Origin of the sequence: Nonomuraea sp. LPB2021202275-12-8 (assembly GCF_037044575.1) — a bacterium.
GTDB lineage: Bacteria > Actinomycetota > Actinomycetes > Streptosporangiales > Streptosporangiaceae > Nonomuraea.
Genome location: NZ_JBAHWD010000006.1, coordinates 366,943 through 390,948, shown reverse-complemented (window position 1 = coordinate 390,948; position 24,006 = coordinate 366,943). Strand labels below are relative to the sequence as shown.

The window sequence follows — 24,006 nt, the reverse complement described above, 5'->3', positions numbered from 1 at the left end:
AAGTCCGCACGTTCCTCGAGGCGGGCGAGGGAACTACCAGTGCAAGCCGTGGAGGAAGTCGATGCGCCTGCGTCACGATGACGGAACGCTCGTTCACCTCGCCTACAACGCAGGCGTTCACCCCGCTGAAGATCTGGAGAATCTGATCGCGCACCTGACCCGCTACGCCGTGCCGGTGCGCAAGCGGCTCGGCGTCGAGCGGATGGGCGTCGGCCTGTGGCTGTCGCCCACGGTCGCCGATCACCTCACTGCCGACCGCATCGAGCTGGTGCGGCTGCGCCGCTCGCTGGAGGAGCGCGGCCTGGAGGTCGTCAGCCTCAACGGCACCGGCGGGCGCAACCAGGAGGTTCCGGGGCCCGACTGGGCCAAGCCGGAGCGCTACCGCTACACGATGGCGCTGGCCAAGATCCTTGCGTTCCTGCTGCCCGAAGACGTGCGGTTCGGCAGCATCTCCACCATCCCCATCGGCTGGCGGCGCGACTGGCCCGCGGACCTCCACGCCATCGCCACCCGGCGGCTGGAGCGGCTGGCCCGCGAGCTGCGCGGCATCTACAGCGTCACCGGCAAGACCATCAGGGTCGGCTTCGAGCCGTGGCCGGGATGTGTGCTGGAGACGACCGAGCAGGCGCTGGAGCGGGTGGGCGGGATCGACTCCGAGCACCTGGGGGTCTGCCTGGACGCCTGCCACCTCGCCTGCGGCGGCGAGGAGCCCGGTGCGGCGCTGCGCGGGCTGGCCAAGGCCGGGGCGCCGGTGGTCAAGCTCGGCCATGTGCACAACCACGCGGGCGAGCGGCTCAACAGCGGGGCCGTGCTGCACGACACGCTCGCGGCGATGCTGTCGGGCGCGGTGAGCGGCAGCGCGCACATCGAGGTCGAGACCCACAACCTCGTGGTGCCGGGCCGTGCCAAGGGGCCGGGGGCGCTGGTGTCGCTGCTGGCCCAGGAGCTGGACTGGGCCCGCACCAACCTCGGCAGCCTGGGCCTCCAGCTGGCCGCCTGACGACTCCACGTCATACTCGAACTTCCGGTCAGCTTCTCAGCCCTGAAGGGCTGAGCTTGCAGTTCCTCGCCGTCGGTGGTTTCGACGGTTTGGTCCGCGTCAGGCAGCGTGACTCACTGCCCAGCTTGTGACACCGCGTGAGGCGATGTTACGAGCTGCGTTGACGTCGGCGTGCTCAGCGAAGCCGCACGACGTGCAGGCGAACCTGGCCTGGTCGGGCCGGTTGTTCTTGTCGATGTGCCCGCAGGCCGAGCAGGCTTGCGAGGTGTGGGCCGGGTCCACGTGGAGCACAGCGACACCGGCACGGGCCGCCTTACAGGCGATGAACCGGCCGAGTTGGTGGAAGCTCCATGAATGCAATGTGACCCGCTGGGGCTTGCGGAGCCGGACCCGGTCGCGGATGCCCTGGAGATCTTCAAGGGCGATGCCTTGCCCGGTGCGTGCAGCCTCGGTCACGATGCGTCTGGCGATGGTGTGATTGATGTCGGCGGCGAAACGCGCTTCCTTGCGGCGGCGTTTCTTCAGCAGCCGTTTCGCGGACTTGGTCTTCTTGGCCTGTAGACGGCGACGCAGCTCACGGTGCCGGTGGCGGACCGCGTTCAGGGCCTTGCCCGAGTAGCGGACACCACCACCGGTGGCGGCGCCGGTACTGGTGGCGGTGGCGACGTTGGCGATCCCTAGATCCACCCCGGTGAATCCGTCCGGGGTGCGCACCGGCACGTCCGGCAGGTCGCAGGTGGCGATGAGGAACCACATGCCATCGCGGTAGAGGAGGTCTGATTCGCCCTTGCGGTAGGCGGCCAGCGTGTTGAGGTGATCGGCCGAGGCGGTGCACGCCACGCCCTTCATCCGCCCGCGGATGGTCCAGATCGACACCGTGCGGGCGTCCATCTGCCAGGACAGGCAGCGATCGAGGTGTGCGACAGTTTCGGAGCGGAGCTGGTTGAGTTCAACGGCGAGGAAGATCATGTGCACCTGCTCGTGCACTACCCACCCAAAGTCGCCCTCTCGACGCTGGTGAACAGCCTCAAGGGCGTGTCCGCCCGGCTACTGCGCAAGGACTATCCGGCACATATCCGTAAGTATCTGTGGGGCGGGCATTTCTGGTCGCCGTCGTACTTCGCCGCCTCCTGCGGCGGTGCACCCCTATCGATCATCAAGGAGTACATCGACAACCAGAAACGCCCGGGCTGAGCCGCTCGACGGCCAACCGGTCACCACACCGCTCAGGCCTTGACGGCCCTCCCGCGCTGTCGTTTCCTCCCGGGCGTGAACGCCCGGGGTTCCACGCCAGATCACGCTGAAGCGCCGCCCGGCGGCTCGCTGAGAAGCGCTCGCACCCCACGCGGCGGCGAGCGCACAGCCGCCCGCACGCCCGCGACGGCGAGCACGGGAGCGGGCCCCGTACTGGATGGTGGCGAGCGCACAGCCCGCCCGCACACCGGGGCGACGGCGAGCACGGGAGCGGCCCCGTACGGGACGGTGGCGAGTGCATGGGGCGGTCCGCACTCTGGCTGGGCTGACGGAGGCCCGTACTGGGTGGTTGGCGGGCGCACCGGCTGCTGCTGGGGCTTCCGAAGCCCGCTCCCGCCTGGTTCGCTGGTCACGGTGCGTGCCCTGCGCGGGTCTGTGATGGTGTCTTGGTGAACGCAGAGGAAGCTGCCCTGCCTGCCACGAGCTGAGGGGCTCCCGTCGCGGGCAGCGCGTGCCGGGGTCAGAAAGCACCGAACCAGCCGGGGACGTCGAGGCGCCAGAGGTTGGCCGGCGTGACCTTGCGGAGGTCGGACTCGAGGGCATTGAGGCGGTCTTCGCCCAGCTCGGCCGCCCAGCGGGCGCGCAGGTCGTCGAAGATGCGGGCCGATCGGGTGAGGGCGTCCAGGCCGTACGGGGTCAGACGGACGATCTTGCGTCTGGTGTCGGCGGGGTCCTGGGTGCGTTCGACGTAGCCGATGCGTTCGAGGGTCTCGATGGTCTTGCCCGCCGCCTGCTTGGTGACGCCGAGGGCGCGGCCGAGCTCGACGGCGGTCGTGCCGTGGGGGCCGATGGCCTGCATGACGAAGCCGTGCATGGGGCGTACGTCGGGGTGCCCTTGGCGGCCGAGCTCGGCGTGGAGTTCGTCGATGAGGACGCGGAAGGCCAGGAAGAGGCGCAATGGCAGCTCGAAGCCGGGGGACTCGCTTGACACGATAGACAACCTGGTTCACTATCTAGACAACTACTTTGTCTATCTTAGTGGAGGACGCCATGACTGTCATTCGTGACGCGCAGGCCCGCCGGATCGAGACGCCGAACGGCGTCATGACCACCCTCGCCTCACCCACACAGGGCGAGGCCGGGCAGTCCGTGTGGCGGGTGGACGCCCTGCCGGGGATGGCGGGCCCGCTGCACGCCTTCGACGCCGAGTCGGTGTGGACCTTGCTGGACGGTGGGTGTGCCGTGCAGGTGGGACGCGAACGGTTCGAGCTGGTCGCGGGGGACACCATGGTGCTCCCGGCGGACGTGCTGCGGCAGATGTTCGCCGACGCCGAGCGCGGCTTCACCGCGATCGTGGCCGCTCCGGCCGGGGTGCAGGTCTACAACCCGGACGGCCTCACGGCTCCTGGCGCCTGTGACCTCGTCCCCGAAGAGACCGTGCGGATGCCGCTGCCCTGGGCGCGCTGACCGCGGCGGGACCTGCGGCCGTCCTCAGGCGTGGGGGAGGCGGTAGGTCCCGTCGTCCAGGTGCTCGGCGAGTCCGTCGGCGACGAGGCCGTCGAGGGCGCGTTCGCGCTGTACGGGCTCGTCCCACACCGCGTCGAGGGCCGTCTTCGGCACCGGGCCTTGGGCCGCGCGCAGGACGGCGAGCAGCCGCCCCCGGCACTGCCGGTCCGTGCCCGCGTACGTCTGGCCCTTGCGCGCCGGACCAGCGTGCGGCGGCTTGCCCGCCAGGCGCCAGGCACACGCCCCGGCGATCGGGCAGTCGGCGCATCGCGGGCTGCGGGCCGTACAGACAAGCGCGCCCAGCTCCATGACGGCGACGCCCCAGCGAGCGGCGGCGAGCTCGGGCAGGAGTGCCTCTGCCAGCCGCCGCTCGGCGGCCGACGTGGCGGTCGGGGGATACTCCTCGGCCCGCACCGCCCGGGCGAACACCCGGCGGACGTTGGTGTCCAGCACCGGGTGCCGCCCGCCGTAGGCGAAGCTGGCGACGGCGGCCGCGGTGTACTCGCCGATGCCCGGCAGGGCCAGCAGCGTCGCGTGATCCGAAGGCACCTCACCGGCGTGATCCTGCGTGATCGCCCGGGCGCAGGCGTGCAGGCGCAGCGCCCGTCGCGGATAGCCGAGCCTGCCCCAGTGGCGCACGGCCTCGCCGGGAGGCTCGGCCGCCAGCGCCTTCGGAGTGGGCCAGCGCTCCATCCACTCCAGCCACACCGGCAGGACTCTGGAGACCGGAGTCTGCTGCAGCATGATCTCGCTGACCAGCACGCCCCAGGGGGTCGAATCCTTGGCACGCCAAGGGAGTTCTCGGGCGTTGTTTTCGTACCACTCCAGAATGGGAACGTGTAGGAGTTTCGGCTCAACCACGCGCCCCAGCGTATGCCGAGATGGCAAGGAGCGGCGTGTCGTTACCCTCCGTGGCCGCCTGATTAAACATGCTGTGCGTATGGACCCGGATACGATGCGTGGCGACCCTGGATTCGGAGGCGACGTCTACTGGCGGCGGCGCATGAGCGTGCTGGTCGCGGTGCTTGTGGTGGTGGCCGTTGTGGCCTGGGCCTGTTCCAGCAGCGCGGGCGGCCCCCAGCGCACCTCCAGCGCCCAGTCCTCGCAGAGTGCCACGCCGGTCACGGATCCGCTCCTGGCGGGGCTGCGAACCCTCGCCATGGGTACGGCCAGTCCGTCGCCCACGCCGAGCGCCACCAAGACCACCCAGGAAGCGCGCACCCGCCGCCCGGGCGAGACCTGCGCGGAGAGTGACCTGGTCATCGGCATGCAGGGCAAGCAGGAGATCTACGCCGATGGCGCCCAGCCCAACTTCCTCATCACGGTCGTCAACACCGGCCCGGTCATGTGCAAGGCGGACGTGGGGCCGCGTGCGATGGAGATCCGCATCACCTCGGGCGAGGACCGGATCTGGTCCACCTCCGACTGCGTCAGCGGCGCCGGGACCGAGGTCAAGGAGCTGGAACGGGGAGTCCCCTACGTCCGATCGCTCGACTGGGACCGCCGCCGCTCCAGCGGCGACTGCCGCACCGACCCGCCCAACGCCCTTCCGGGCACGTACGTCGTGATGGCGCGCATGGGCAAGCTGAAGAGCCCGAAGGGCGTCTTCCACCTGCGGTAGAAACCGGGCACGTACGGCAGCGGCCCTGGGGAGACGTGGCGGGCAGGGCCGGCGGTGGAGACTCTGAACGGATGTCAGACGTAGCGTTCGAGGATGGAGGACTCGGCGAGGCGGGAGAGGCCCTCGCGGACGCTGCGGGCGCGGGACTCGCCGACGCCGCCCACCGCCTGCAGGTCGTCGATGCTGGCGGCCAGGAGCTTCTGCAGGCTGCCGAAGTGGTTGACCAGGCGGTCGACCACGGTGGCGGGCAGCCGGGGGACCTTGGCGAGGAGGCGGAAGCCGCGCGGGCTGACCGGGCTGTCGAGCTTGTCGCTGCCGTTGTGGCCGAGGACGTTGGCGACCACGGAGAGGTCCAGGAGCTCGCTGCCCGACAGGGCGTCCAGCTCCTGCAGAGCCTCGGCGAGGCGGCGCTGCCGGCGCCCCGCGGGAGCCGGGAGGTAGTCGCGGACCACCAGCTCACGTTCGGAGTCGACGCCCGCCACCAGCTCGTCGAGCTGCAGCGACAGAAGCCTGCCGTCGGTGCCCAGCTCGACCACGTAGCCCTTGATCTCATCGGAGATGCGCCGGACCATCTCCAGGCGCTGCGCGACCGCCGACACGTCGCGGACCGTCACCAGGTCCTCGATCTCCAGGGCGGACAGGGTGCCGGACACCTCGTCGAGGCGGTGCTTGTAGCGCTCGAGGGTCGCCAGGGCCTGATTGGCCTTGGACAGGATGGCCGCCGACTCCTCCAGCACATAGCGGATGCCGTCGAGGTAGACGGCGATGATCTGCATGGACTTGCTGATCGCGATGATCGGCAGGCCGGTCTCCTTGGCCACGCGCTGGGCGGTGCGGTGGCGGGTGCCGGACTCGTCGGTCGGGATCGCGGGGTCGGGGACGAGGTGCACGGCAGCCCGTACGATCCTGTGCTCGTTGTTGAGCACGATCGCGCCGTCCATCTTGGCCAGCTCGCGCAACCTGGTGGCCGAGAACTCCACGTCCAGCTCGAAGCCACCGCTGCAGACCTGCTCGACGACCTTGTTGTAGCCGAGCACGATCAGACCGCCGGTCTGACCCCGCAGGATCCGCTCCAAGCCGTCGCGCAGTGGCGTGCCCGGGGCGACTGCCGCCAAGGCCACGCGACGGCGGTCGTCAAGACTCCTGTCGTTAGGCACCTGACCCCCGTGTCGAATCGTCAAAACTCAGCTTAGCTGTGCGGGCTGAGGTCCACCTCCGCCTCAGAGCGAGGATTCCAGAGCTGACCGCCTCGGCGGGAGGGGTGCGAGTCGAGGTCTCAATATCGGGACATATCGCCGACCTTGGCGCCGGCGTCATTTCCTGTACGGAGTCCGCCTCGAAGCCTGCACCGGCTCGGCCTTGGCGAGTGTTTCGGTCAACGCCCTTGTGAGCGCGAGGGCGTGGTGGCTGCCGACTGGAGTGGACGGGTGACGGCTTGGGCTCTGGGGGACGGGTGATGGCCGGGGGCTGGGATGGGGGTCCTGCTGGAGTAGGGCGCGTCGCGGGTTGGTCCTGGCTCCCGGGGGGACCGTCTGGACAAGGCATGGCGCGGGCCGGCCTTCCGCTTCGACGCACCACGTAGAGCTGTCTGGCTGGGCTTCACCTGCGCGGCGCCATTCTGTGGATCCGAAGCCTCCGACCTGGTCCGAGGTCGGGTGACGGGTTCTGCTCATGGGAGGCGGGGGACTGAGGCCTTGGCTGGGATGAGGGCGGGGTGGTGCGCTCCTGCGGGCTGCCGTGCGTCAGTGTGTGGGGGGTGCGCGGCCGGAGGTCCTGGTCGGTGCTCAGATCCGGCCGTTGCGGCGGAGGGTGTCAACGGCGCCGACGGTGGTGTGGCCTCGCCAGTCCAGGGAACCCGCCGGCGAGATGGTGGCGTAGTCGACGATCCAGCCGCCGTCGTCCTGCTGGAGGGCGGCGAGGCGGTCGAGGTCGGCGTCGATCACCTTGGGCGCGAACAGATCCCGCGACGGCAGGTCAGGGTAGGGGGCGAAGTCGAGCGGGTGAAGTGCCTCGTCCTCGGTGCCGCCCTCGACGCGCACCCGGCCGTCGGCGGGCACGTACGCGGCAAGGCGCCGCAGGAGATCGACCGCTTCGGGGTGGCTGTCGTGCGCGGAGTCGAGGAAGTGCACCGCGAAGGCCAGCACGTACGCGCTGGGCGCCTGGTCGATCGCCTCGATCGCGTCCAGGCAGTAGCGGGTGGCCCGCTCCAGCCAGGGGTGAGCGGCCACGGCCGGATCGTGGGCGGCGACGTGCCAGGCGGCGGCGGCCGTCACCGAGGTGATCTGGAGCGCCGGCACCGTGGGATCCGCGCCCTTCCACCAGGGGGCGGTGCCCGCCTCGGCGGTGAGGGGCAGCGCGAACGGCAGGCCGCCGCCGGGCAGGGACACCGACTCCAGCCAGTCGCACAGCGCCGTGGCGTGCGCCGACGTGGCGGGAGCGATGTCCTCGAACACCTCGAAGGCGTGCAGTGCGGCCCCGGGCTGGCTCTCCGGGGAACGCAGATCGGGCTCCAGGCCCCAGCCGTAGCCGCCGTCGGGGTTGCGATAGCCGTCCAGGGCGGCCAGCACGGCGGCGGTGTCGGTTCGGTCGGTCAGCAATTCGAAGCGGCGGCGGTCCAGGACACGCGCGTGCGTGGCCATGAAGGCGGCTGCCGCGGAGAGGTCCACGTTCACGAGTTCATCGTGCCCTTGCGGCGGAGCAGGCGTCTTGTAAGAAACGGCCTCCTGTCGACACGCCTTCGTCGGCGTGCCACGTCATAGGGCTGGCCGCCGCCTTCTGCCCTGCTGACGGGCTCGAATCACGAAAGCCGAAGAACCCCGGGGCATTTTGGTGGTGAGGTCAGGAATAAGGCGGCCTGTCGTTCTGCGGGGTCTGTGGGGTCTGTGGGGTGGGTGCCCGAGCGGAGGGGCTTGCAGGAATGCCCGGTCGAGGGGGCGTCCTGCAGGGCCTCGCAGTTGGGAGGCAGTCGCGCCGGGACGCACTGGCCTGGGTAGGGCGGTTCGCCGGGCTTGGGCTCCGGCCCACCCCCAGCGGACCGGCCGGGTACCCACGTTGGGTCAGGTGACGTGGGTGAGGGCGTCCCAGACGTTCTCCGCCTCCATCACCTCGAAGCCGGGAGCGAAGGCGACGGGGCCGACCGGGACGAGGGAGCGCTGGCCGTTGCCCTTGCGGGTGCCTTGGTCGAGGGAGCCGGCGGGGACGAGGCCACGCTTGAAGCCGAGTCTCGCCGCCTCCGACAGGCGCCTGCGGACGTCCTTGACCGGGCGCAGCTCGCCTGCCAGCCCGACCTCGCCGAGCGCCACCAGCCCCGCCGGGAGCGGTTTGTCGCCCGCTGCGCTGGCCACCGCGAGCATCACCGACAGGTCGACGGCCGGGTCGGCCAGCTTGAGGCCGCCGACCGTGGCCGTGAACACGTCGCAGCCGCCCAGCTTGGCGTTGAGCCTGCGCTCCAGCACGGCGAGGATCATCTGCACGCGGTAGGTGTCGAGGCCTGACGAGGTGCGCCTGGGCTGCTGCGCCTCGGTGCGGGCGACCAGGGCCTGCACTTCGGCGGGAAGGGGCCGGGTGCCCTCGACCGTGACCGTGACGCAGGTGCCGGGCACGGGGCTGCTGCGCCGGGAGACGAACAGGCCGCTCGGGTCGGTGATGCCCTCGATGCCGCGCTCGTGCAGGTCGAAGCAGCCGATCTCGTCGGTGGGGCCGAACCTGTTCTTGATCGCGCGCACCATGCGCAGGCGGGAGTGGCGGTCGCCCTCGAAGCTGAGCACGACGTCGACCAGGTGCTCCAGCGTGCGAGGGCCGGCGATGGAGCCTTCCTTGGTGACGTGGCCGACGAGCACGGTGGCCATGTTGCGCTCCTTGGCGAGCCGCACGAGGTTGGCGGCGACCTCGCGCACCTGCGTGACCCCGCCGGGGACGCCGGTGGCCTGCGCGGAGCCGACGGTCTGCACGGAGTCGACCACGAGCAGCTTGGGCTGGACCTTTTCCACATGCGTGACCAGGGCCGACAGGTCGGTCTCCGCCGCCAGGTAGAGGTCGTCGCGGATGGCGCCGATGCGGTCGGCGCGCAGCCGGACCTGAGCGGCGGACTCCTCGCCCGTCACGTACAGGACGGTGTCGCGCTCGGCGATGCGGGCCGCCGCCTCCAGCAGGAGCGTCGACTTGCCGATGCCCGGCTCACCCGCCAGCAGCACCACCGCGCCGGGCACCAGCCCGCCGCCCAGCACCCGGTCGAGCTCGCCCACACCGGTCGTGCGCGCGGTCGCCATCTCGGCCTTGACCTGGCCGATCGGCACCGCGGGAGCGGTGGTGGCACCGGCTTGGACGACGTGCGCCCCGCCCCGCGCGCCCTCCTCGTCGACCGTGCCCCATGCCTGGCACTCGCCGCACCTGCCCACCCACTTCGTGGTGCGCCATCCGCACTCGGCGCAGCGGTAGCCGGGCTTCTGCGCTGTCTTGGCCATGCCGAGCAGGCTAGCGGTCACCGCCGACAATCTCCCCCATGTGGGGCTCTCGGTGAGCCTGGACTGATAGTCGCCGGTGCCCCGCGCCTCCTGCGGTAGCCACTTTTTTGTGGGTACTTGTCGACCGGGCCGTGGCAGCGTGAGGCTTGGTCGTGCGGGCCGAAGGGCCCGCAGATCCAGACGCGATGGGAGGTTGGCGGTGTCTCAGGAGGCCTGTTGGGACTCGGCCAGCTTCTCCAGGCGGCGATGGCCCCAGTCGGAAAGCGGTGCCAGCGCTTCGGAGAGCTCGCAGCCGAACGGGGTCAGGGAGTACACGGTCTTAAGTGGCCGTACGTCGTGTACCTCCCGGTGGACCAGTCCGTCGGCCTCCATCTCCCGCAGCGTCTGAGTCAGTACCTTCTCGGTGAGGCCCGGCAGCCGTCGGCGCAGCTCGCCGGGGCGGCGCGGACCGGATTCCAGGAACCAGAGCAAGATCGTCTTCCATTTGCCGTCGATCACGGCGATCGCGGCGGTCACCCCGCAGACGTTCGGGTCCTGGGCGCGGCTGCGCGTCATCTTCATCCCCTTCATCACCGTTGCTATTTGTCGAGGAGTTGAGGCATGACCTCGCACACTGAACAGTCTGCCGTCACCGTGCTCGGCCTGGGGCCGATGGGTCGGGCCCTGGCCGGCGCATTCCTGGATGCCGGTCTGCGGACCACGGTTTGGAACCGGACGCCAGGCAAGGATCGCGAGTTGGTCGAGCGGGGCGCGGTCGGCGCCCTGTCTCCCGAAGAGGCGGTGGCCGCAAGCAGCTTGACCGTGATCTGCGTGGTGAACTACGACGCGGTGGACGCCATCGTGCGGCGTGACGCGGTCACCGGCGCGCTCGAGGGGCGCACTGTCGTGAACCTGACCGCCGACACCCCCGATCGGGCCCGGGACGCCGCGGCCTGGGCGGCCGAGCACGGCATCGGGTATCTGGACGGCGCGATCATGACGCCGACCATGACCATCGGAACACCGGCCGGGGTGTTCCTCCACAGCGGCCCCGAGGAGCTCTACCGCCGGCACCGGCCGGTGCTGGACGCCCTGAGCGGCACCCACACCCACCTCGGTGCGGACATCGGCCGGGCGGCCGCGTACGACATCGCCTTGCTCGACGTCTTCTGGACCGCGATGGCGGGTTACGCCCACGCGATGGCGGTGGCCAGGGCCGAGGGGGTCACAGCGCGGGAGCTGGCACCGTTCGCGAAGGGCATCGCCGAGATCCTTCCGCCGCTCTTCGAGCAGGCCGCGGAGGAGGTGGACAGCGGCCGGTTCTCCGGCGAGGTCAACCCGATCACCTCGGCGGCGTCGTCCATGGCCCACATCGTCCATGCCTCCGAGGCACGTGGCATCGACGCGGGCGTGATGCGTGCGGCCGAAGGCATGGCGCGCCGCGCCATCGGACGGGGCGATGGCACCGACGGGTTCTTCCAGATCACCGAGATCCTCAACCCTCGGTGAGGTGACCGATGGTCGGCGCCTTGGGAACCGCCAGATGGGCGCCGACCGTCAACCACCACCACCACCGAGCGTCAACCACCACCACCGACCGTCAACCACGGCTGCCGACCATCGGTCACCGGCCCACCCTCGCCGGGCAGGCACGGCGTCCTCACAGCGTGTGAACCTGGAAGACGGTGGCCAGCGGGCTCATGGAGATCGTGCCGGGGACCGGCGTGTGGCCGGGCACGACCGACAGATCGTGACTCTGCTCGAACGCTCGAATGCGTGCCGGTCCCGGTGGCAGGACGAGCGTGACCTCGAGGGTCCCGGGCGGGGCGTGATAGGCGAAGCCGACGCTGGTGCTGAGGCGCCGGCCGTTCACCGTGATCGAGCCGTTCGACGAGGTGCCGGGAGCTGCAGCCGGGGCGGCCGGCGATCCGGTGCCGGTTGCCCCGGCCGGCCCTTCGCCGGGCACGATCCTGAGCCCGGTGATGGGGGCTTCGCCGGTGGGCTTCAGGCGGAGCGTCAGCGTGCGGCGCCCGCCGGCCGTCTCGTCCTTGGCCACCGACAGCTCGGGGGCGCGCAGGCCGGCGGCCTGGGCGGGTCTGGTCGCCCAGCCGTCGTCGGCGAAGAACCGCTCGCTGTCGGCGCCGGCGGACTCCGATCGCGCCCCCCAGACTGCCTGCCCCGTGGCGGCGTCCATGGCGTAGGCCAGGCGCGTCTGTCGTGGGTGCGCGGCGTCGAAGCGGTCCACGTACAGGCCTGTCACGACCAGGCCCGCCGTGAGGGCCACGGCCGTCAGGAGCGGGAGGACGGCCCGGCGGCGGGTGCGTGGCGGCTCCGCCTGCTCTGCTGGCGTCCGCGGTCGCGAGCGCTCGGACAGCGGCAGCAGGAGCATCACCAGCAGCGCGAAGTGCGGTGCCGCGATCATGCCGCCGAGCCCCAGGCCCACGTCCAGCGCGGTCACGGCGGTGGCGCCGAGCAGGATCGTGGCAGGGGCCAGCCCGAGGATGAGCGCGACCGCAGCCCATCCGTCGCCGCGCAGCCGCGCCGAGACGAGCAGGCCGAGCGCGGCGAACAGCGCGGACCAGGTCAGCGTGTGCGACCCGCCGGGCAGCAGCACGGCGGACGCCAGACCCAGCACGGCCAGCAGCAGCAGAGCGCCGGCGGCGAGCGTGGCGAGCCCCAGGCGACGCAGCGCGAGCCGCCAGGCCAGCACGATGCCGACTGTGAAGACCAGCAGCGCCGCCTGGTAGAACCAGGGGCGATAGGGGTCACCGGTTAACATCTCGCCGTATTCGGGCCTGATCAGGCTGAGCACCGGCATCACCGCGAAACCGGCGCCGGCGGCCCCCAGGACGGGCAGCAGCGCGAGCCCGGCGGCGGCTGCCGTGCGGGGGAGGGACGTCTGCCCGCGGCGTCGCAGCGTCCAGACGAGGGCCGCCGCCAGCGCCAGTGCGCCCGCAGCGATGGGGATCTCCAGCCAGAGGGGGTAGCGGACGAGCGCGCCCGGGACGGTGAAGTAGACCGATTCGCTGCCCGACCGGAGTGTCGCCAGGTCGGCGCCGGCCAGCGCGCGGGTGAGGGCGAGCGCGTTGTCGCCCATCATCTGCAGGCTGCCCAGGTCGAGGTGGGCGGGGTCGTCGAGCGGCGTGTGGTAATAAGCCCCGCCGCCGATGAAGGCGGAGTCGAGGCCGAGCCAGCCCGCCTCGTCGAAGACGTGGAAGTCGGTGTTGTTGGGCAGCACGCTCAGCAGCGCGGCGAAGGCAGAGTCGGCCGACGCGTGCGGCGCGGCCGAGCCGTACAGGTCGATGAGCGGCGCGGAGCCGGGTGAGGCGCGGAACATCTGGACGGCGCCGCGGATGCCCCTGGCCTCGTTGTTGAGCACCACGACGGTGCCCTTGGCCAGGGGGTCCTGCCTGACGAACGCCTCGGCGCCGAGCAGGCCCTGCTCCTCGCCGTCGGTGATGAGGAGGACGACGTCGTTTCTGAGGCCCGCGGGCAGGGCTCTGGCGACCTCGAGGATGGTGGCCACGCCCGCGCCGTCGTCAGAGGCGCCGGGGCCGGCCGGCACGGAGTCGTAGTGGGCGGCCAGGATCACCCGGCCGGTCGGGTCGCCGCCCGGGCGGGTGGCGACGATGTTGCGCATCGTGCCCATGGGGATCACGCCGTCGTGGCGGAGGGGCAGGACGCCCACGCCCTCCTGGACGCGGACGTCGAGGCCGAGCTCGCGGAGCTTGGCGACGAGGTGCTCGCGCACGCGGGTGTGCTCGGCGGAGCCGGTCGGGTGCGGGGCCCGGGCGATGGCCCGGACGTGCTCGTGTGCCCTTGTGGCGCTGAAGGCAGTGGCGGGAGCGCCGGCGGCGCTCGGGGCGGGGGGTGCCAGGTCGAGCAGGGTGACGGCGAGCAGTGCTGCCAGCGCCACCAGGCCGGCCAGGGCCGTGCGGGTCATGCCCCCACGCTAGGCCGTTCACCCGGCCGGGCGGATCAACCCAGGGGAGGACTCTGGTCTGGGCCCAAGGGATTACCCAAGGCCCAGCTCGTTGACCAGCAGCCGCTTGGGCTTGGCGCCGACGACCTGCTTGACCGGCTCGCCGCCGTCGAACAGCAGCAGCGTGGGGATGCCCATGACGCCGTAGCGGGACATGATCTCCGGGTTCTCGTCGGTGTTGAGCTTGCCGATCGTCAGGCCGTACTCCGCCTCGATCTGTTCGAGCACGGGGGCGATCATGCGGCAGGGCCCGCACCACTCCGCCCAGAAGTCGACGAGCACCGGCTTGTCGGCTTTGAGCACCTGTTCTTCGAAGTTGTCAGTGGTCAGCGTGATCATTTGTCTCCTTCGGCGAACCTTTGACGAAGCAACCCGGGCACGACTCGGCGAGCTGGGCGGTGACCTCGGCGCGGCGGGCGAGCAGGGCGCGGATCTCGTCGTCGATCTGGGTGAGCTTGCGCTGGTAGACGGCGACGGAGTCGGGGCACGACCCGCCCGTGCTGTGCCCCGCGCGCAGGCAGTGGACGAACGGGCGCGTGTCCTCGAGCGTGAACCCCACCGACAGCAGTGCGCGGATCTCCGACACCAGCCGGACATCCTCCTCGGAGTAGTCGCGGTAGCCGTTGGCCGCCCGGCGCGCGCTGAGCAGCCCGTGCTGCTCGTAGTAGCGGAGCGAGCGGGTGCTCACCCCGGTCCGTTCGGCCAGCTCTCCGATGCGCATGACCCCACGGTAAACCTTGACACCAACGTCAAGGTCAAGCCCCCTCAGTAGAAGCGCCAGCGCAGCACGTTCGGGTAGGGCAACTCCAGGCCCGATGTCTCGGCGATGGCCTGCTCGGCCACCTCGGGCGCGAACTCGATGCGCAGCACCGCCTCCAGGTCCGCCCTGCTCTCGAAGGTCATGCGCAGGTCGAGCGGCTGCCGCTGCCAGCCGTGGCGGACCCAGAAGGCCTCCGCCTTGCTCGCGGAGTAGGTGGGCACGGTGCGCGTGAACCACCGGCCGAACGCCCCCCGCCCGGCGTCGAGGTCGACGACGAAGGCCGCTCCGCCGCGCCGTACGACCCGGGACAGCTCGCGCAGTCCCGGCTCGCAGCCAGGGCCGAAGAAGTACGCCCAGCGCGCGACGGCGACGTCCACCGAGGCGTCCGGGAGCGGCAGGTCCTGCGCGGCGGCGGCGTGCACCTCGATGCCCGGCCTGCCGGCGCAGCGGCGGCGGGCCAGTGCCGCCAGGTCGCCGTGCGGCTCGACGCCGATCACCCTGGACGCGTACGCCGCGTAGCCGGGCAGGTGGAACCCGGTGCCGCAGCCGATGTCGAGGACGGTCGCGCCCTCCCAGGAGCGCAGCGCGCGCATGGCCGCTCCAGCGGCGTCCTCGGGGTCGACGGCCCGGTTCTCCAGCTCGTACACCTGGGGTGCGTTCCAGATGTTCGGGCTTGGAATGGCGCCTTTCGCGATCCTCGGCATGCCCCAACCGTAGGGCGCGGCGCGCCATATCCGGTCATCCGGCTTAGGCTGGCAACGTGGCTGATGTCATCCGCGTGCCCAATGCGAAGATCGCATTGTCCACCGCTTCGGTATATCCGGAACGCACTCCCGATGCGTTCGAGCTGGCCGCCAGGCTGGGTTACGACGGCGTAGAGATCATGGTCGGCGCCGATCCCGTGAGCCAGGACATCGACGTGATCGAGCGGCTCTCCGAGCACTACGAGATCCCGGTGCTGGCCATTCACGCGCCCTGCCTGCTCGTCACCCAGCGTGTCTGGGGGCGCGACCCGTGGGCCAAGCTGGTCAAGGCCCAGAAGGCGGCGGAGCGGCTCGGCGCGTCCACGGTCGTGGTGCACCCGCCGTTCCGCTGGCAGCGCGACTACGCCCGCGACTTCGAGGCGGGCCTGGCGCGCATGCGCGACGAGACCGCGGTGACGTTCGCGGTCGAGAACATGTTCCCGCTGCGTGCCAGGGGCAACGACGTGGTGCCCTACTCCCCTGACTGGAACCCGATCGACTACGACTTCCCCCACGTCACCCTCGACCTGTCGCACACCGCCGTGTCCGGCTCGGACGCCATGGAGATGGCCACCAAGCTCGGCGACCGGCTGGCGCACCTGCACCTGGCCGACGGCATCGGCGTGACGAACAAGGACGAGCATCTGGTGCCCGGCAGGGGCAACCAGCCGTGCGCCGCGATGCTGGAGCGCCTGGCGGGCAGCGGCTACAGCGGCCTGGTCGTGCTGGAGATCAACACCCGCAAGGCGGCCGGTCGCACCGAGCGGATCGACGACCTCGCGGAGGCCCTGGCCTTCGCCAGGCTCTACCTGGCGGCCTCGACATGAGTCTCGGGCCGATGCGGAAGCTGGGCCGGGTGTTCGACAGTGTCGCCGACGCCTACGACGCGGGCCGGCCGGCCTACCCCGACGAGCTCTACCGGGCGCTGTCGGAGGTGTCGGGCGTGGCGCTCGACGGCGCCACGGTGGTGGACGTCGGCGCCGGCACGGGCATCCTGACGCGCGCCCTGCGGGCACGCGGCTCGCGGGTCGTCGCGGTGGACCCGGGCGCGGAGATGCTGGCCCGCCTGATCGCGCGCGCCGAGCGGGGCGTCGCGGCCGTGCTGGCCGACGGCAACGCGCTGCCGCTCGCCGACGGGGCGGCCGACCTGGTGACGTACGCCCAGTCCTGGCACTGGCTCGACCCGGTGGTCTCCATCGCCGAGGCGCGGCGGGTGCTGCGGCCCGGCGGCGCCGTCGCCGGCTGCTGGAACCTGGCCCAGGCCGCTCAGGCCGGCTGGCTGGCCGCCTACGAGGCGCGCCTGGCGCAGGCGTGCCCCACCTACTGGGGGCCGGCGCTGGAGGAGTGGTCGGTGCCGCCGATCGCGGCGGCGTTCGAGGTCGTCGAGGAGCGCTGGATCCCGTGGACCCGGCTGGTCGGGATCGAGGATTTCCTGCTCGACCTGCGCTCCCATTCCTACATGGCGGCGCTGTCGCCGGAGGCGGCCGACGAGCTGGTCGGGTGGCAGCGGGCGGAGCTGGAGCGGGAGTTTCCCGCAGGGGTGCTGTCGGTGCCGATGCGGGTCTACCTGGCGGTGGGCCGGTGACGGTCAAGCGACGGCCCGGGCGCAGGCCCGGTTCGGCCGACACGCGCGGGGAGATTCTCAGCGCGGCCAGGAAGGTCTTCGCGGAGAAGGGGTTCGACAAGGCGACGGTTCGCGGCATCGCCAGGGAGGCGAAGGTCGATCCCGCGCTGGTGCACCACTATTTCGACACCAAGGAGGGAATTTTCGCGGCGGCGCTGCAGCTGCCGATCACGCCCGATGTGGTGATTCCCACACTGCTCGACGGCCCGCGCGAGGAGCTCGGCAGGCGGTTGGTCACCCTGATGCTGACGGTGACCGCGACGCCCGAGACGCGCGAGCCGATGATCGCGTTGTTCCGCTCGGCGATGACTAACGAGCAGGCCGTACAGATGTTCAGAGAGTTCGTCACGAATGCCATGCTTTTCCGGGTGGCGGACGAGCTTCAGGTGCCGCGCCTGCGGATCGAGGCCGCCTTCGCGCAGATGTTCGGCGTGCTCATGGCCCGTTACGTGCTCAAGCTGGAGCCCATGGCCAGCGCCGATCCGGAGGAACTGGTCGATCTGCTGGCGCCGACGATTCAGCGCTACTTCACCGGGTAGAGCATTGTTCTAGAGGCGACCCTGACCATAAGGTGAGTGGCGGTTACCCCGGCGAAGTTACCCATGGGTAGGATTTCGGGGGAGGCCAGGTCAGTACGCTGACAGCCAACGACGTCTGTGGGAGGACCCCGTGCTCTGGGTAGCCATCATCGGGCTCGTGATGACCGTCCTGGCGGTGGCCGTCGCGGGCCGCAGGGCGTTGTTCCTGTTCAAGCTGGCGACCGTGGGCCCACCGGCCCCCGAGCGCGTCGAATATGCCAGGACCCATGCGGGCGCCGAGCTCAAGGCGCAGCTCGTCGAGGTGTTCGGGCAGAAGAAGCTGCTCAAGTGGACGCCGTCCGGCATCGCGCACTTCTTCGTCATGTGGGCGTTCTTCATCCTGCTGACCGTCTACATCGAGGCCTACGGCGCGATCATCCAGGGGGCGATCACCGGGAGGCCGGACTTCCACATCCCGCTCGTCGGCACCTGGGCGGTGCTCGGGTTCCTGCAGGACTTCATCGCGGTGGCCTGCCTCCTCGGCCTGGTCGCCTTCGCCGTCATCCGGGTGAAGAACTCGCCCAAGACCCTCGGCCGCAAGTCCCGCTTCGCCGGCTCGCACCTCGGCGGCGCCTGGCTCGTCCTGTTCATGATCTTCAACATCATCTGGACGCTCTTCCTGGCCAGGGGCGTGGCGTCGGCCAACGGCAACTTCCCCTACTCCTCCGGCGCCTTCGTGTCGATCCCGCTGGGCAACGTGCTGCCGCAGAGCCCGCTGCTGGAGGAGATCGCGCTGCTCCTGCACATCGGCTTCATGCTGGTGTTCCTGGTCATCGTGGTGCACTCCAAGCACCTGCACATCTTCACCGCGCCGCTGAACGTGCTGTTCTCCCGCCGGCCCGACGGCCTCGGCGCGGCCGTCGAGATGCGCGTGGACGGCAAGCCGGTCGACTTCGAGGACGAGGACCTGGACCCGGAGCGGCTGGGCCGCGGCAAGATCGGGGACACCACGTGGAAGGGCTTCCTCGACTTCTACTCCTGCACCGAGTGCGGCCGCTGCCAGTCGCAGTGCCCTGCCTGGAACACCGACAAGCCGCTCTCGCCGAAGATGCTCATCCTCGACCAGCGTGACCACGCCTTCAAGGTCGCCCCCTACCTGATGGCGGCGGCCAACGGCGGCGGCCAGAGCCCGCACGCGGACACCGACGTGCTCGCCCTGCTGGAGAAGCCGCTGGTCGGCGAGGAGGGCGTGATCCACCCCGACGTGCTCTGGGCGTGCACCAACTGCGGCGCCTGCGTCGAGCAGTGCCCGGTGGACATCGAGCACATCGACCACATCCTCGACATGCGCCGCTACCAGGTGATGGTGGAGTCGTCGTTCCCGTCGGAGGCGGGAGTGATGGTGAAGAACCTGGAGAACAAGGGCAACCCGTGGGGCATGTCCGAGATGAAGCGGGCGGACTGGATCGAGGAGCTCGACTTCGAGGTCGAGCTCGTCGAGGACAAGATGCCCGAGGACGCCGAATACCTCTTCTGGGTCGGCTGCGCCGGCGCGCTCGAGGACCGGGCCAAGAAGACCACCAAGGCCGTCGCCGAGCTGCTGCACATCGCGGGCGTGAAGTTCGCGGTGCTCGGCCCGATGGAGGCGTGCACCGGCGACCCGGCCCGCCGCCTGGGCATGGAATACCTGTTCAACATGCTCGCCCAGCAGAACATCGAGACCCTGAACGAGGCGGGCGTCAAGAAGATCGTCGCCACCTGCCCCCACTGCTTCAACACCCTGGCCAACGAATATCCGCAGCTCGGCGGCACGTACGAGGTGGTGCACCACACCCAGCTGCTGTCGAAGCTGGTGGACGAGGGCCTGCTCACCCCGATCACGCCGATCGAGGAGAAGATCACCTATCACGACCCGTGCTTCCTCGGCCGCCACAACAAGGTCTACTCCCAGCCCCGCGACATCATGTCGAAGGTGCCGGGCGTCACGACCCAGGAGATGCACCGGCACAAGGACCGCGGCTTCTGCTGCGGGGCCGGTGGCGCCCGCATGTGGATGGAGGAGCGCATCGGCAAGCGCATCAACACCGAGCGCGTGGACGAGGCGCTGACCACCGACCCGGACACGGTTTCCACCGCGTGCCCGTTCTGCATGGTGATGCTCGGTGACGCCATCAACGAGAAGAAGAACAGCGGCGAGGCCAAGGAATCGCTGGAGGTCGTGGACGTGGCCCAGCTCTTGATCAAATCGGTCAAGAGCTCTTCCTGACAGAGAAAGTCGGACTCCTCCACAGTGCCATGTGGAGGAGTTTCGCACGTCAAGAGCGTGACCTACGGGAAATCTGCCATCCACATAACGGGAAAATCACGGTAACCTCAACGTCGCATGGCTCTATTCGACGGGGAGGGGGCTCGCGGTGAGCGTCGTCGTCACGGATGCGGAAGTCACCCTGGCCGACGTGCTCTCCCTTCGCCTGGCCATGCAGGAGCCCCTGCGCCGCGGCACCGAGCTGGTGCTCAGGCACCGCACCACCGGGGTCGAGCGCGAGGTGCTGCTCGGCACGCCCGGCGCCGTCGCCCGTGAGGCCACCCTGGCCGTGTCGCTCGCGCCGTTGCTCCTGAGTGCCGGCCGCTGGGACGCCTATCTGCGCCGCGGCGGCAAGCGCGCCAGGCTGCGCAGCATCGACCCGGGCTTCTCGCTCGACCACCTCGACGCCTACTCCCTGTGCAAGCGCACCCTGGCCTACCGCTCCTACCGCACCCGCAACGGCTACCTCGCCCTGAAGATCGACGACGCCGACCCCATGGCGGAGGTGCGCGCGGTCTGGTTCAGGGAGGGCCGCTTCGAGGTGACGGGCCTGCTCGCCTACACCGGGCTCGACGACGACGACTGCCGCCACGAGGCCATGCTGTCGCTGCACCGCAGGCAGACCGGCGCCCGGGTGACGGCCACCGCGACCGTGCAGGGAGTGCGCTTCCACGCCGCGGTCTCGCTGGTCGATGTGCTCGCGGCCGACCCCGAGGCGGTCGGCACGTGGGAGCCCTCGCTGGAGGTGGACGGGGTGCCGGCGCCGCTGCGCCTCGGCGGCTGGCTCGACGACGTCGACGGCAAGCGCCGCCGCCTGCACTATCCGTCGGCCAGGGTCGACGGCGTGCCCATCCGCCCCTCCTACACGGCCGACGACGAGCTGCGCATCGAGGTGGGCGGGTGAAGGTCAGCCTGGTGCTCTCCTCCGCGTACGGCATGCGCGGCGACGTGCGCTCCACCCTGAACCTCGCCACGGCGCTCGCCCAGCGGCACGAGGTCGAGGTGATCAGCCTCAGGCGGCCGAAGGAGAAGCCGTTCTTCCCCGTCGGGCCGAACGTCGCCATGCGCACGGTCATCGACGCCAGGCCGGGCGTCCGGCACCTGCTCCCGAGGGGACAGGTCCGTACGGAGGTCGCGCTGTGGCGGGTGCTGCGGAGTCTGAAGTGTGACGTTCTGATCACCACCAGGCCAGGGTTGAGTGTCCAGGCGGCCAGGCACGCGCCGCGCGAGGTGCTGCGGATCGCCCGCGAGTGGGGCCGCCCGGCCGTTCCCGGACCGGTCAAGAAGCACTACCCCCGGCTCGACGCGGTCGTCACGGCCACCGAGTCCGCGCAGGAGGAGTGGAGCAAGCTCCTGGATGGCGGTCCCGCCGTCCACACCGTGCCCGACGCGCTGCCCAGCGCTCCGTGGCCGCGCTCGCGCATGGACAACCGGATCGTGGCCGCGGGCGGCAGGTGGGTGGCCGCCAAGGCCTATGACCGCCTCGTCCAGGCCTTCGCCATCGTGGCCGACAAGCGGCCCGACTGGCGGCTGAGGCTGTACGGCGGCGGCCCCGAGGAGCGGCGGCTGCGTGCCCTGGTCGCCGAGCTGGGCCTGCACAACCACGTCTACTTCATGGGCACCACGCCGGATCTGGCCGGGGAGTTCGCCAAGTCCTCGATCGTGGCCAACACCTCGCGCAGCGCCGATCTCGGCATGACCGTGCTGGAGGCCATGGGGTGCGGGGTTCCGGTGGTGGCGATCGAGGGCGCCCGGGGTCCGGCGGAGTTCGTGGCGACCGGCTACAACGGCGTGCTGGTGCCGGAGTCCGGCGCAGGGCCGGAGCTGTTCGCGGCGGCGCTGCTGGCGCTGATCGACGACGAGCGCAGGCGCCGCTCCCTGGCGGCGGGGGCGCTCGACACCGCGATCCGGCACGCGGCCGACGAGGTGGGCGAGCAGTGGGAGAAGCTGATCGCCGACCTCCGCTGAGTGATACCGGTAGCGGGTACCGTAGGACTATGCATGGGTACAGCGGAGACAAGCAGGCCTATCTGACGCGGCTCAGGCGGATCGAGGGCCAGATCAGGGGCCTGCAGCGGATGGTCGACGACGACGCCTACTGCATCGACGTTCTCACCCAGGTCTCCGCGGCCACCAGGGCGCTGCAGGCGGTGGCGCTCGGGTTGCTGGAGGAGCACATCTCGCACTGCGTGGCCGACGCCATCGCCACCGGGGGGCCGGAGGCCGACGCGAAGGTCAAGGAGGCGTCGGCCGCAATCGCGCGTCTCGTCCGTTCGTAGGAGAAAGGTCACGCGATTGACTAGTCATGGTGAGCCATTCGCGCAAACCACTGTCCCGGACCCCTGAGGAGTCCGGGACTAGGTCTTGTGATCGTCTTCAGCGACTCGCCGAAGTCCGCAATCCGAGCGCGTCGTCGAGCTCGTCCAAGGTCAGCCGCCGCTCGCTTACTGCTACAGCGGTGAGCACCTCGGCGTAGAGCGCAATCTCGTCCAACGCGACACGGTCGTGGACCCGAGAGTCCAGCTCATCGTGCCCCACCGCGTCGTCCTTCCTTCCGCAGCCCACACCCACTTCGAGGTTACGGCGCAGGCCCTTGCGGCGACATGGCCCATCGGAGTCATTCCTTGCGGCGCCGCCTGGCCCCCACGAGGATCATTTCCCGAAATCGAGATCACAATTCAGCGAATGGCTGATGGTCTGCAGTGTTAGAACGATATAGGCGGAGTTAGGGTGAAATATCGGTATTAGTGGTTTAGGTGGGACTGTCGTCGCGTTCGTGGATGAGCCTGTGCACCAACGCCGCCGATCCGGCGAACCCTCGCTCGGGCACCCGTGCCCCCGACAACCCGCTCCAGGCCAGCCCGGCCGCGTACGCGGCCCCCAGCACCGCCGCCGCGCTCGCCCGGTCCGGGGGCATCACGCCGGTCCCCGCCTCCTGCCGGGCATGGGTGAACCCGCCCCGCCCGCCGGTCGGGCCGCCCCCTGTCGGGTGCTCATCAGAATTGCGGCCGATCTCCTCGCGGGATTGGCCGCCGGTCTCACTGGAATAACGGGCGGACCCTGTACGCCGTTCGTCCGGTGCCGGTCGATGGCCCGTTCCCGTCGACGGGCCCGGCGGCAGGAACGAGCCCGTGTGGGGGGATTGCGGAGCAGGCCGAAAGGCGGGGGCCATCACCGGAAAGCCGTCAGGCTGCGTCCGCTCACTCGCCGATGTGCTGGTGAGCCCCGCCTGGTCCAGCTCGTCGTAGGCGTGCCTGAGCCGGTGGTCGAGCCGGCCGGGCAGCAGGCTCCTGGAGTCCGACAGGTCGGCCAGGTAGGTGGCGGCGGCGCGCGGTGGGTCAGGGGTGAAGGCCAGCGCCTCCACCAGGTCGTAGACGACGTGCGACAGGTGCGCCTCGGGGTCGGTCTCCATCAGCACCGCTCTGGAGAGCCGCTCCGGGCAGCGCTCCAGCCAGGCCTGTCGCATCACCTCGTCGCGCAGGGCCGCGTGGTCGTCCAGGCCGGGCCTCTTGAGCGCGGGCTCGACCATCGTCAGCAGCGCGAGGGCACGCGGCCTGAAGCGGGTGTCCGACAGCAGGATGTGGGCGGTGTCGGCGATCAGTGCCGCCAGGCGCAGCGCGGTGCGCGGATGGCCGGACCGCTGGCGCTCCCCGACGAGCGTGACGAGGTCGACCAGCGGCGGAGCGGGCAGCCAGCGCACCCACTCGTCGCCGGGCAGCGGCCTGCGCAGGAATTCGCCGAACATGGTGAGCAGCCGCTCGTTGCCGTCGAAGGCGGGCGCGTAGGCGCACCACATGATGGTGCCCCACACCGCGGCGACCGTGCTCGGCACGTCTGTGGCGAAGATCTCGTCGAAGGCGGTGAGCGGGTAGTCCCCCTCGGGCTTGCGGCAGTTGGCGCGCAGCAGCACGCCGACCTGCTCGCACAGCTTGAGCGGCACGTCGGGACCGACGAACGCCTGGGTGGAGCCGGGTTCGGCGGCGAAGTCCGGGCCGCGCGGGATGACATCGGAGGGCAGCGCCGCCGCGTGGTGCCCCACCTGGCGGGCCCGCAGGCGCCTGGGCGGCGGGGCGGGGTGCCAGCGGCCGTCCGCGGGGTCGTGCAGGTGCCAGCGCGCGTGCCTGCCGAACAGCCACCTGTCGCCGTCGCGTGTCACCAGGGTCCTGGCGGCGATCGAACGCGCGCGAGCGGGCTCGGGGAGCCACGGCCAGCGCGGGTCGGCGACCATCGCGCGGACCTCCGCCTCGGCGGCGGTGAACGCATTCCAGGGGCGCACGGCGGCCATCGTACTGGGCCAATTCGGATCACTCG

At 70.6% G+C, this 24,006-nt stretch carries 23 protein-coding genes and 1 pseudogene; 12 read left to right on the top strand and 12 right to left on the bottom strand.

The genetic code is table 11. From position 1 onward, the window contains the following. Window positions 1-61 precede the first annotated feature (61 nt). Window positions 62-1,000 carry a sugar phosphate isomerase/epimerase family protein gene (locus V5E28_RS15015; RefSeq protein ID WP_336207474.1) on the top strand — a complete coding sequence of 313 codons (939 nt, stop codon included), beginning with the start codon at window positions 62-64 and terminating at the stop codon, window positions 998-1,000. 99 nt (window positions 1,001-1,099) lie between these two features. Here V5E28_RS15015 and V5E28_RS15010 read toward each other — a convergent pair whose 3' ends face one another. Further along, complete coding sequence (locus tag V5E28_RS15010; RefSeq protein ID WP_442945815.1) at window positions 1,100-1,849, bottom strand: RNA-guided endonuclease InsQ/TnpB family protein; 750 nt, start codon at window positions 1,847-1,849, stop codon at window positions 1,100-1,102. 63 nt (window positions 1,850-1,912) lie between these two features. Between V5E28_RS15010 and tnpA the strand changes: the two are divergent. Next, a pseudogene (tnpA, locus tag V5E28_RS15005) lies at window positions 1,913-2,194 on the top strand (IS200/IS605 family transposase); the annotation flags it as partial. A gap of 520 nt (window positions 2,195-2,714) precedes the next feature. On the opposite strand, the gene V5E28_RS15000 reads toward tnpA, so the two are convergent. Beyond that, entirely contained in the window at window positions 2,715-3,185 is a 471-nt protein-coding gene (locus V5E28_RS15000; protein WP_336207472.1) for a MarR family winged helix-turn-helix transcriptional regulator, read from the bottom strand. 59 nt (window positions 3,186-3,244) lie between these two features. Here V5E28_RS15000 and V5E28_RS14995 point away from each other — a divergent pair, with 59 nt between their 5' ends. Then, entirely contained in the window at window positions 3,245-3,661 is a 417-nt protein-coding gene (locus V5E28_RS14995) for a cupin domain-containing protein (RefSeq protein WP_336207471.1), read from the top strand. 24 nt (window positions 3,662-3,685) lie between these two features. On the opposite strand, the gene V5E28_RS14990 is transcribed toward V5E28_RS14995, so the two are convergent. After that, window positions 3,686-4,561 (bottom strand): A/G-specific adenine glycosylase, encoded by an 876-nt coding sequence (locus V5E28_RS14990; protein ID WP_336207470.1) that lies wholly within the window; start codon window positions 4,559-4,561, stop codon window positions 3,686-3,688. 79 nt (window positions 4,562-4,640) lie between these two features. On the opposite strand from V5E28_RS14990, the gene V5E28_RS14985 reads away from it, so the two are divergent. Beyond that, complete coding sequence (locus V5E28_RS14985) at window positions 4,641-5,321, top strand: hypothetical protein (protein WP_336207469.1); 681 nt, start codon at window positions 4,641-4,643, stop codon at window positions 5,319-5,321. Window positions 5,322-5,395: 74 nt separating this feature from the next. On the opposite strand, the gene disA is transcribed toward V5E28_RS14985, so the two are convergent. From disA to V5E28_RS14965, 4 genes are all read right to left on the bottom strand, one after another. Beyond that, the gene (disA, locus tag V5E28_RS14980) at window positions 5,396-6,442 is read right to left on the bottom strand and encodes a DNA integrity scanning diadenylate cyclase DisA (protein ID WP_336207468.1); all 1,047 of its coding nucleotides are present in this window, start codon (window positions 6,440-6,442) and stop codon (window positions 5,396-5,398) included. A 663-nt stretch (window positions 6,443-7,105) separates the two neighbouring features. Then, on the bottom strand, window positions 7,106-7,993 hold the full coding sequence (locus V5E28_RS14975; protein ID WP_336207467.1) for a hypothetical protein: 888 nt from the start codon (window positions 7,991-7,993) through the stop codon (window positions 7,106-7,108). Window positions 7,994-8,377: 384 nt separating this feature from the next. Continuing rightward, window positions 8,378-9,784 carry a DNA repair protein RadA gene (gene radA, locus V5E28_RS14970; protein WP_336207466.1) on the bottom strand — a complete coding sequence of 469 codons (1,407 nt, stop codon included), beginning with the start codon at window positions 9,782-9,784 and terminating at the stop codon, window positions 8,378-8,380. A 204-nt stretch (window positions 9,785-9,988) separates the two neighbouring features. After that, entirely contained in the window at window positions 9,989-10,339 is a 351-nt protein-coding gene (locus V5E28_RS14965) for a winged helix-turn-helix transcriptional regulator (RefSeq protein ID WP_336207465.1), read from the bottom strand. Between the two features lie 45 nt (window positions 10,340-10,384). On the opposite strand from V5E28_RS14965, the gene V5E28_RS14960 reads away from it, so the two are divergent. Further along, a complete protein-coding gene (locus tag V5E28_RS14960; protein ID WP_336207464.1) occupies window positions 10,385-11,272 on the top strand; it encodes an NAD(P)-dependent oxidoreductase in 888 nt (295 codons plus the stop codon). Between the two features lie 151 nt (window positions 11,273-11,423). Here the strand turns inward: V5E28_RS14960 and V5E28_RS14955 are convergent, their stop codons facing one another. From V5E28_RS14955 to V5E28_RS14940, 4 genes are all read right to left on the bottom strand, one after another. After that, window positions 11,424-13,706 carry a M20/M25/M40 family metallo-hydrolase gene (locus V5E28_RS14955; RefSeq protein ID WP_336207463.1) on the bottom strand — a complete coding sequence of 761 codons (2,283 nt, stop codon included), beginning with the start codon at window positions 13,704-13,706 and terminating at the stop codon, window positions 11,424-11,426. Between the two features lie 72 nt (window positions 13,707-13,778). Further along, window positions 13,779-14,084, bottom strand: a complete 306-nt coding sequence (gene trxA / locus V5E28_RS14950) for a thioredoxin (RefSeq protein WP_336207462.1) — start codon at window positions 14,082-14,084, stop codon at window positions 13,779-13,781. Beyond that, a complete protein-coding gene (locus V5E28_RS14945) occupies window positions 14,065-14,466 on the bottom strand; it encodes a MerR family transcriptional regulator (protein ID WP_336207461.1) in 402 nt (133 codons plus the stop codon). The genes trxA and V5E28_RS14945 overlap by 20 nt, the downstream gene beginning before the upstream one ends. 44 nt (window positions 14,467-14,510) lie before the next feature. After that, complete coding sequence (locus V5E28_RS14940; RefSeq protein ID WP_336207460.1) at window positions 14,511-15,209, bottom strand: class I SAM-dependent methyltransferase; 699 nt, start codon at window positions 15,207-15,209, stop codon at window positions 14,511-14,513. A gap of 56 nt (window positions 15,210-15,265) precedes the next feature. Between V5E28_RS14940 and V5E28_RS14935 the strand changes: the two genes are divergently transcribed. The 7 genes from V5E28_RS14935 to V5E28_RS14905 all read left to right on the top strand — a co-directional run bounded on the left by V5E28_RS14935 (window position 15,266) and on the right by V5E28_RS14905 (window position 21,974). Then, a complete protein-coding gene (locus V5E28_RS14935) occupies window positions 15,266-16,075 on the top strand; it encodes a sugar phosphate isomerase/epimerase family protein (protein ID WP_336207459.1) in 810 nt (269 codons plus the stop codon). Between the two features lie 11 nt (window positions 16,076-16,086). Then, the gene (locus tag V5E28_RS14930) at window positions 16,087-16,833 is read left to right on the top strand and encodes a class I SAM-dependent methyltransferase (RefSeq protein ID WP_336207458.1); all 747 of its coding nucleotides are present in this window, start codon (window positions 16,087-16,089) and stop codon (window positions 16,831-16,833) included. Further along, a complete protein-coding gene (locus V5E28_RS14925; RefSeq protein ID WP_336207457.1) occupies window positions 16,830-17,411 on the top strand; it encodes a TetR/AcrR family transcriptional regulator in 582 nt (193 codons plus the stop codon). The genes V5E28_RS14930 and V5E28_RS14925 overlap by 4 nt, the downstream gene beginning before the upstream one ends. Window positions 17,412-17,541: 130 nt before the next feature. Further along, window positions 17,542-19,656 (top strand): (Fe-S)-binding protein, encoded by a 2,115-nt coding sequence (locus tag V5E28_RS14920; protein WP_336207456.1) that lies wholly within the window; start codon window positions 17,542-17,544, stop codon window positions 19,654-19,656. A gap of 148 nt (window positions 19,657-19,804) precedes the next feature. Further along, the gene (locus tag V5E28_RS14915; protein WP_336207455.1) at window positions 19,805-20,599 is read left to right on the top strand and encodes a hypothetical protein; all 795 of its coding nucleotides are present in this window, start codon (window positions 19,805-19,807) and stop codon (window positions 20,597-20,599) included. Then, entirely contained in the window at window positions 20,596-21,663 is a 1,068-nt protein-coding gene (locus V5E28_RS14910) for a glycosyltransferase (protein WP_336207454.1), read from the top strand. Before V5E28_RS14915 ends, V5E28_RS14910 begins: the two co-directional genes overlap by 4 nt. A gap of 29 nt (window positions 21,664-21,692) precedes the next feature. After that, window positions 21,693-21,974, top strand: a complete 282-nt coding sequence (locus V5E28_RS14905; protein WP_049560737.1) for a metal-sensitive transcriptional regulator — start codon at window positions 21,693-21,695, stop codon at window positions 21,972-21,974. 473 nt (window positions 21,975-22,447) lie between these two features. Here the strand turns inward: V5E28_RS14905 and V5E28_RS14900 are convergent, their stop codons facing one another. Continuing rightward, the gene (locus tag V5E28_RS14900; protein ID WP_336207453.1) at window positions 22,448-23,971 is read right to left on the bottom strand and encodes a hypothetical protein; all 1,524 of its coding nucleotides are present in this window, start codon (window positions 23,969-23,971) and stop codon (window positions 22,448-22,450) included. Window positions 23,972-24,006: the final 35 nt, after the last annotated feature.

Bases quoted from the DNA above. Each gene is read 5' to 3' on its own strand.
- V5E28_RS15015 (WP_336207474.1), top strand. From the start codon at position 62: ATGCGCCTGCGTCACGATGACGGAACGCTCGTTCACCTCGCCTACAAC.
- V5E28_RS15010 (WP_442945815.1), bottom strand. From the start codon at position 1,849: ATGAAGGGCGTGGCGTGCACCGCCTCGGCCGATCACCTCAACACGCTG.
- V5E28_RS14995 (WP_336207471.1), top strand. From the start codon at position 3,245: ATGACTGTCATTCGTGACGCGCAGGCCCGCCGGATCGAGACGCCGAAC.
- V5E28_RS14985 (WP_336207469.1), top strand. From the start codon at position 4,641: ATGGACCCGGATACGATGCGTGGCGACCCTGGATTCGGAGGCGACGTC.
- radA (WP_336207466.1), bottom strand. From the start codon at position 9,784: ATGGCCAAGACAGCGCAGAAGCCCGGCTACCGCTGCGCCGAGTGCGGA.
- V5E28_RS14965 (WP_336207465.1), bottom strand. From the start codon at position 10,339: ATGACGCGCAGCCGCGCCCAGGACCCGAACGTCTGCGGGGTGACCGCC.
- V5E28_RS14960 (WP_336207464.1), top strand. From the start codon at position 10,385: ATGACCTCGCACACTGAACAGTCTGCCGTCACCGTGCTCGGCCTGGGG.
- V5E28_RS14955 (WP_336207463.1), bottom strand. From the start codon at position 13,706: ATGACCCGCACGGCCCTGGCCGGCCTGGTGGCGCTGGCAGCACTGCTC.
- trxA (WP_336207462.1), bottom strand. From the start codon at position 14,084: ATGATCACGCTGACCACTGACAACTTCGAAGAACAGGTGCTCAAAGCC.
- V5E28_RS14945 (WP_336207461.1), bottom strand. From the start codon at position 14,466: ATGCGCATCGGAGAGCTGGCCGAACGGACCGGGGTGAGCACCCGCTCG.
- V5E28_RS14940 (WP_336207460.1), bottom strand. From the start codon at position 15,209: ATGCCGAGGATCGCGAAAGGCGCCATTCCAAGCCCGAACATCTGGAAC.
- V5E28_RS14930 (WP_336207458.1), top strand. From the start codon at position 16,087: ATGCGGAAGCTGGGCCGGGTGTTCGACAGTGTCGCCGACGCCTACGAC.
- V5E28_RS14905 (WP_049560737.1), top strand. From the start codon at position 21,693: ATGCATGGGTACAGCGGAGACAAGCAGGCCTATCTGACGCGGCTCAGG.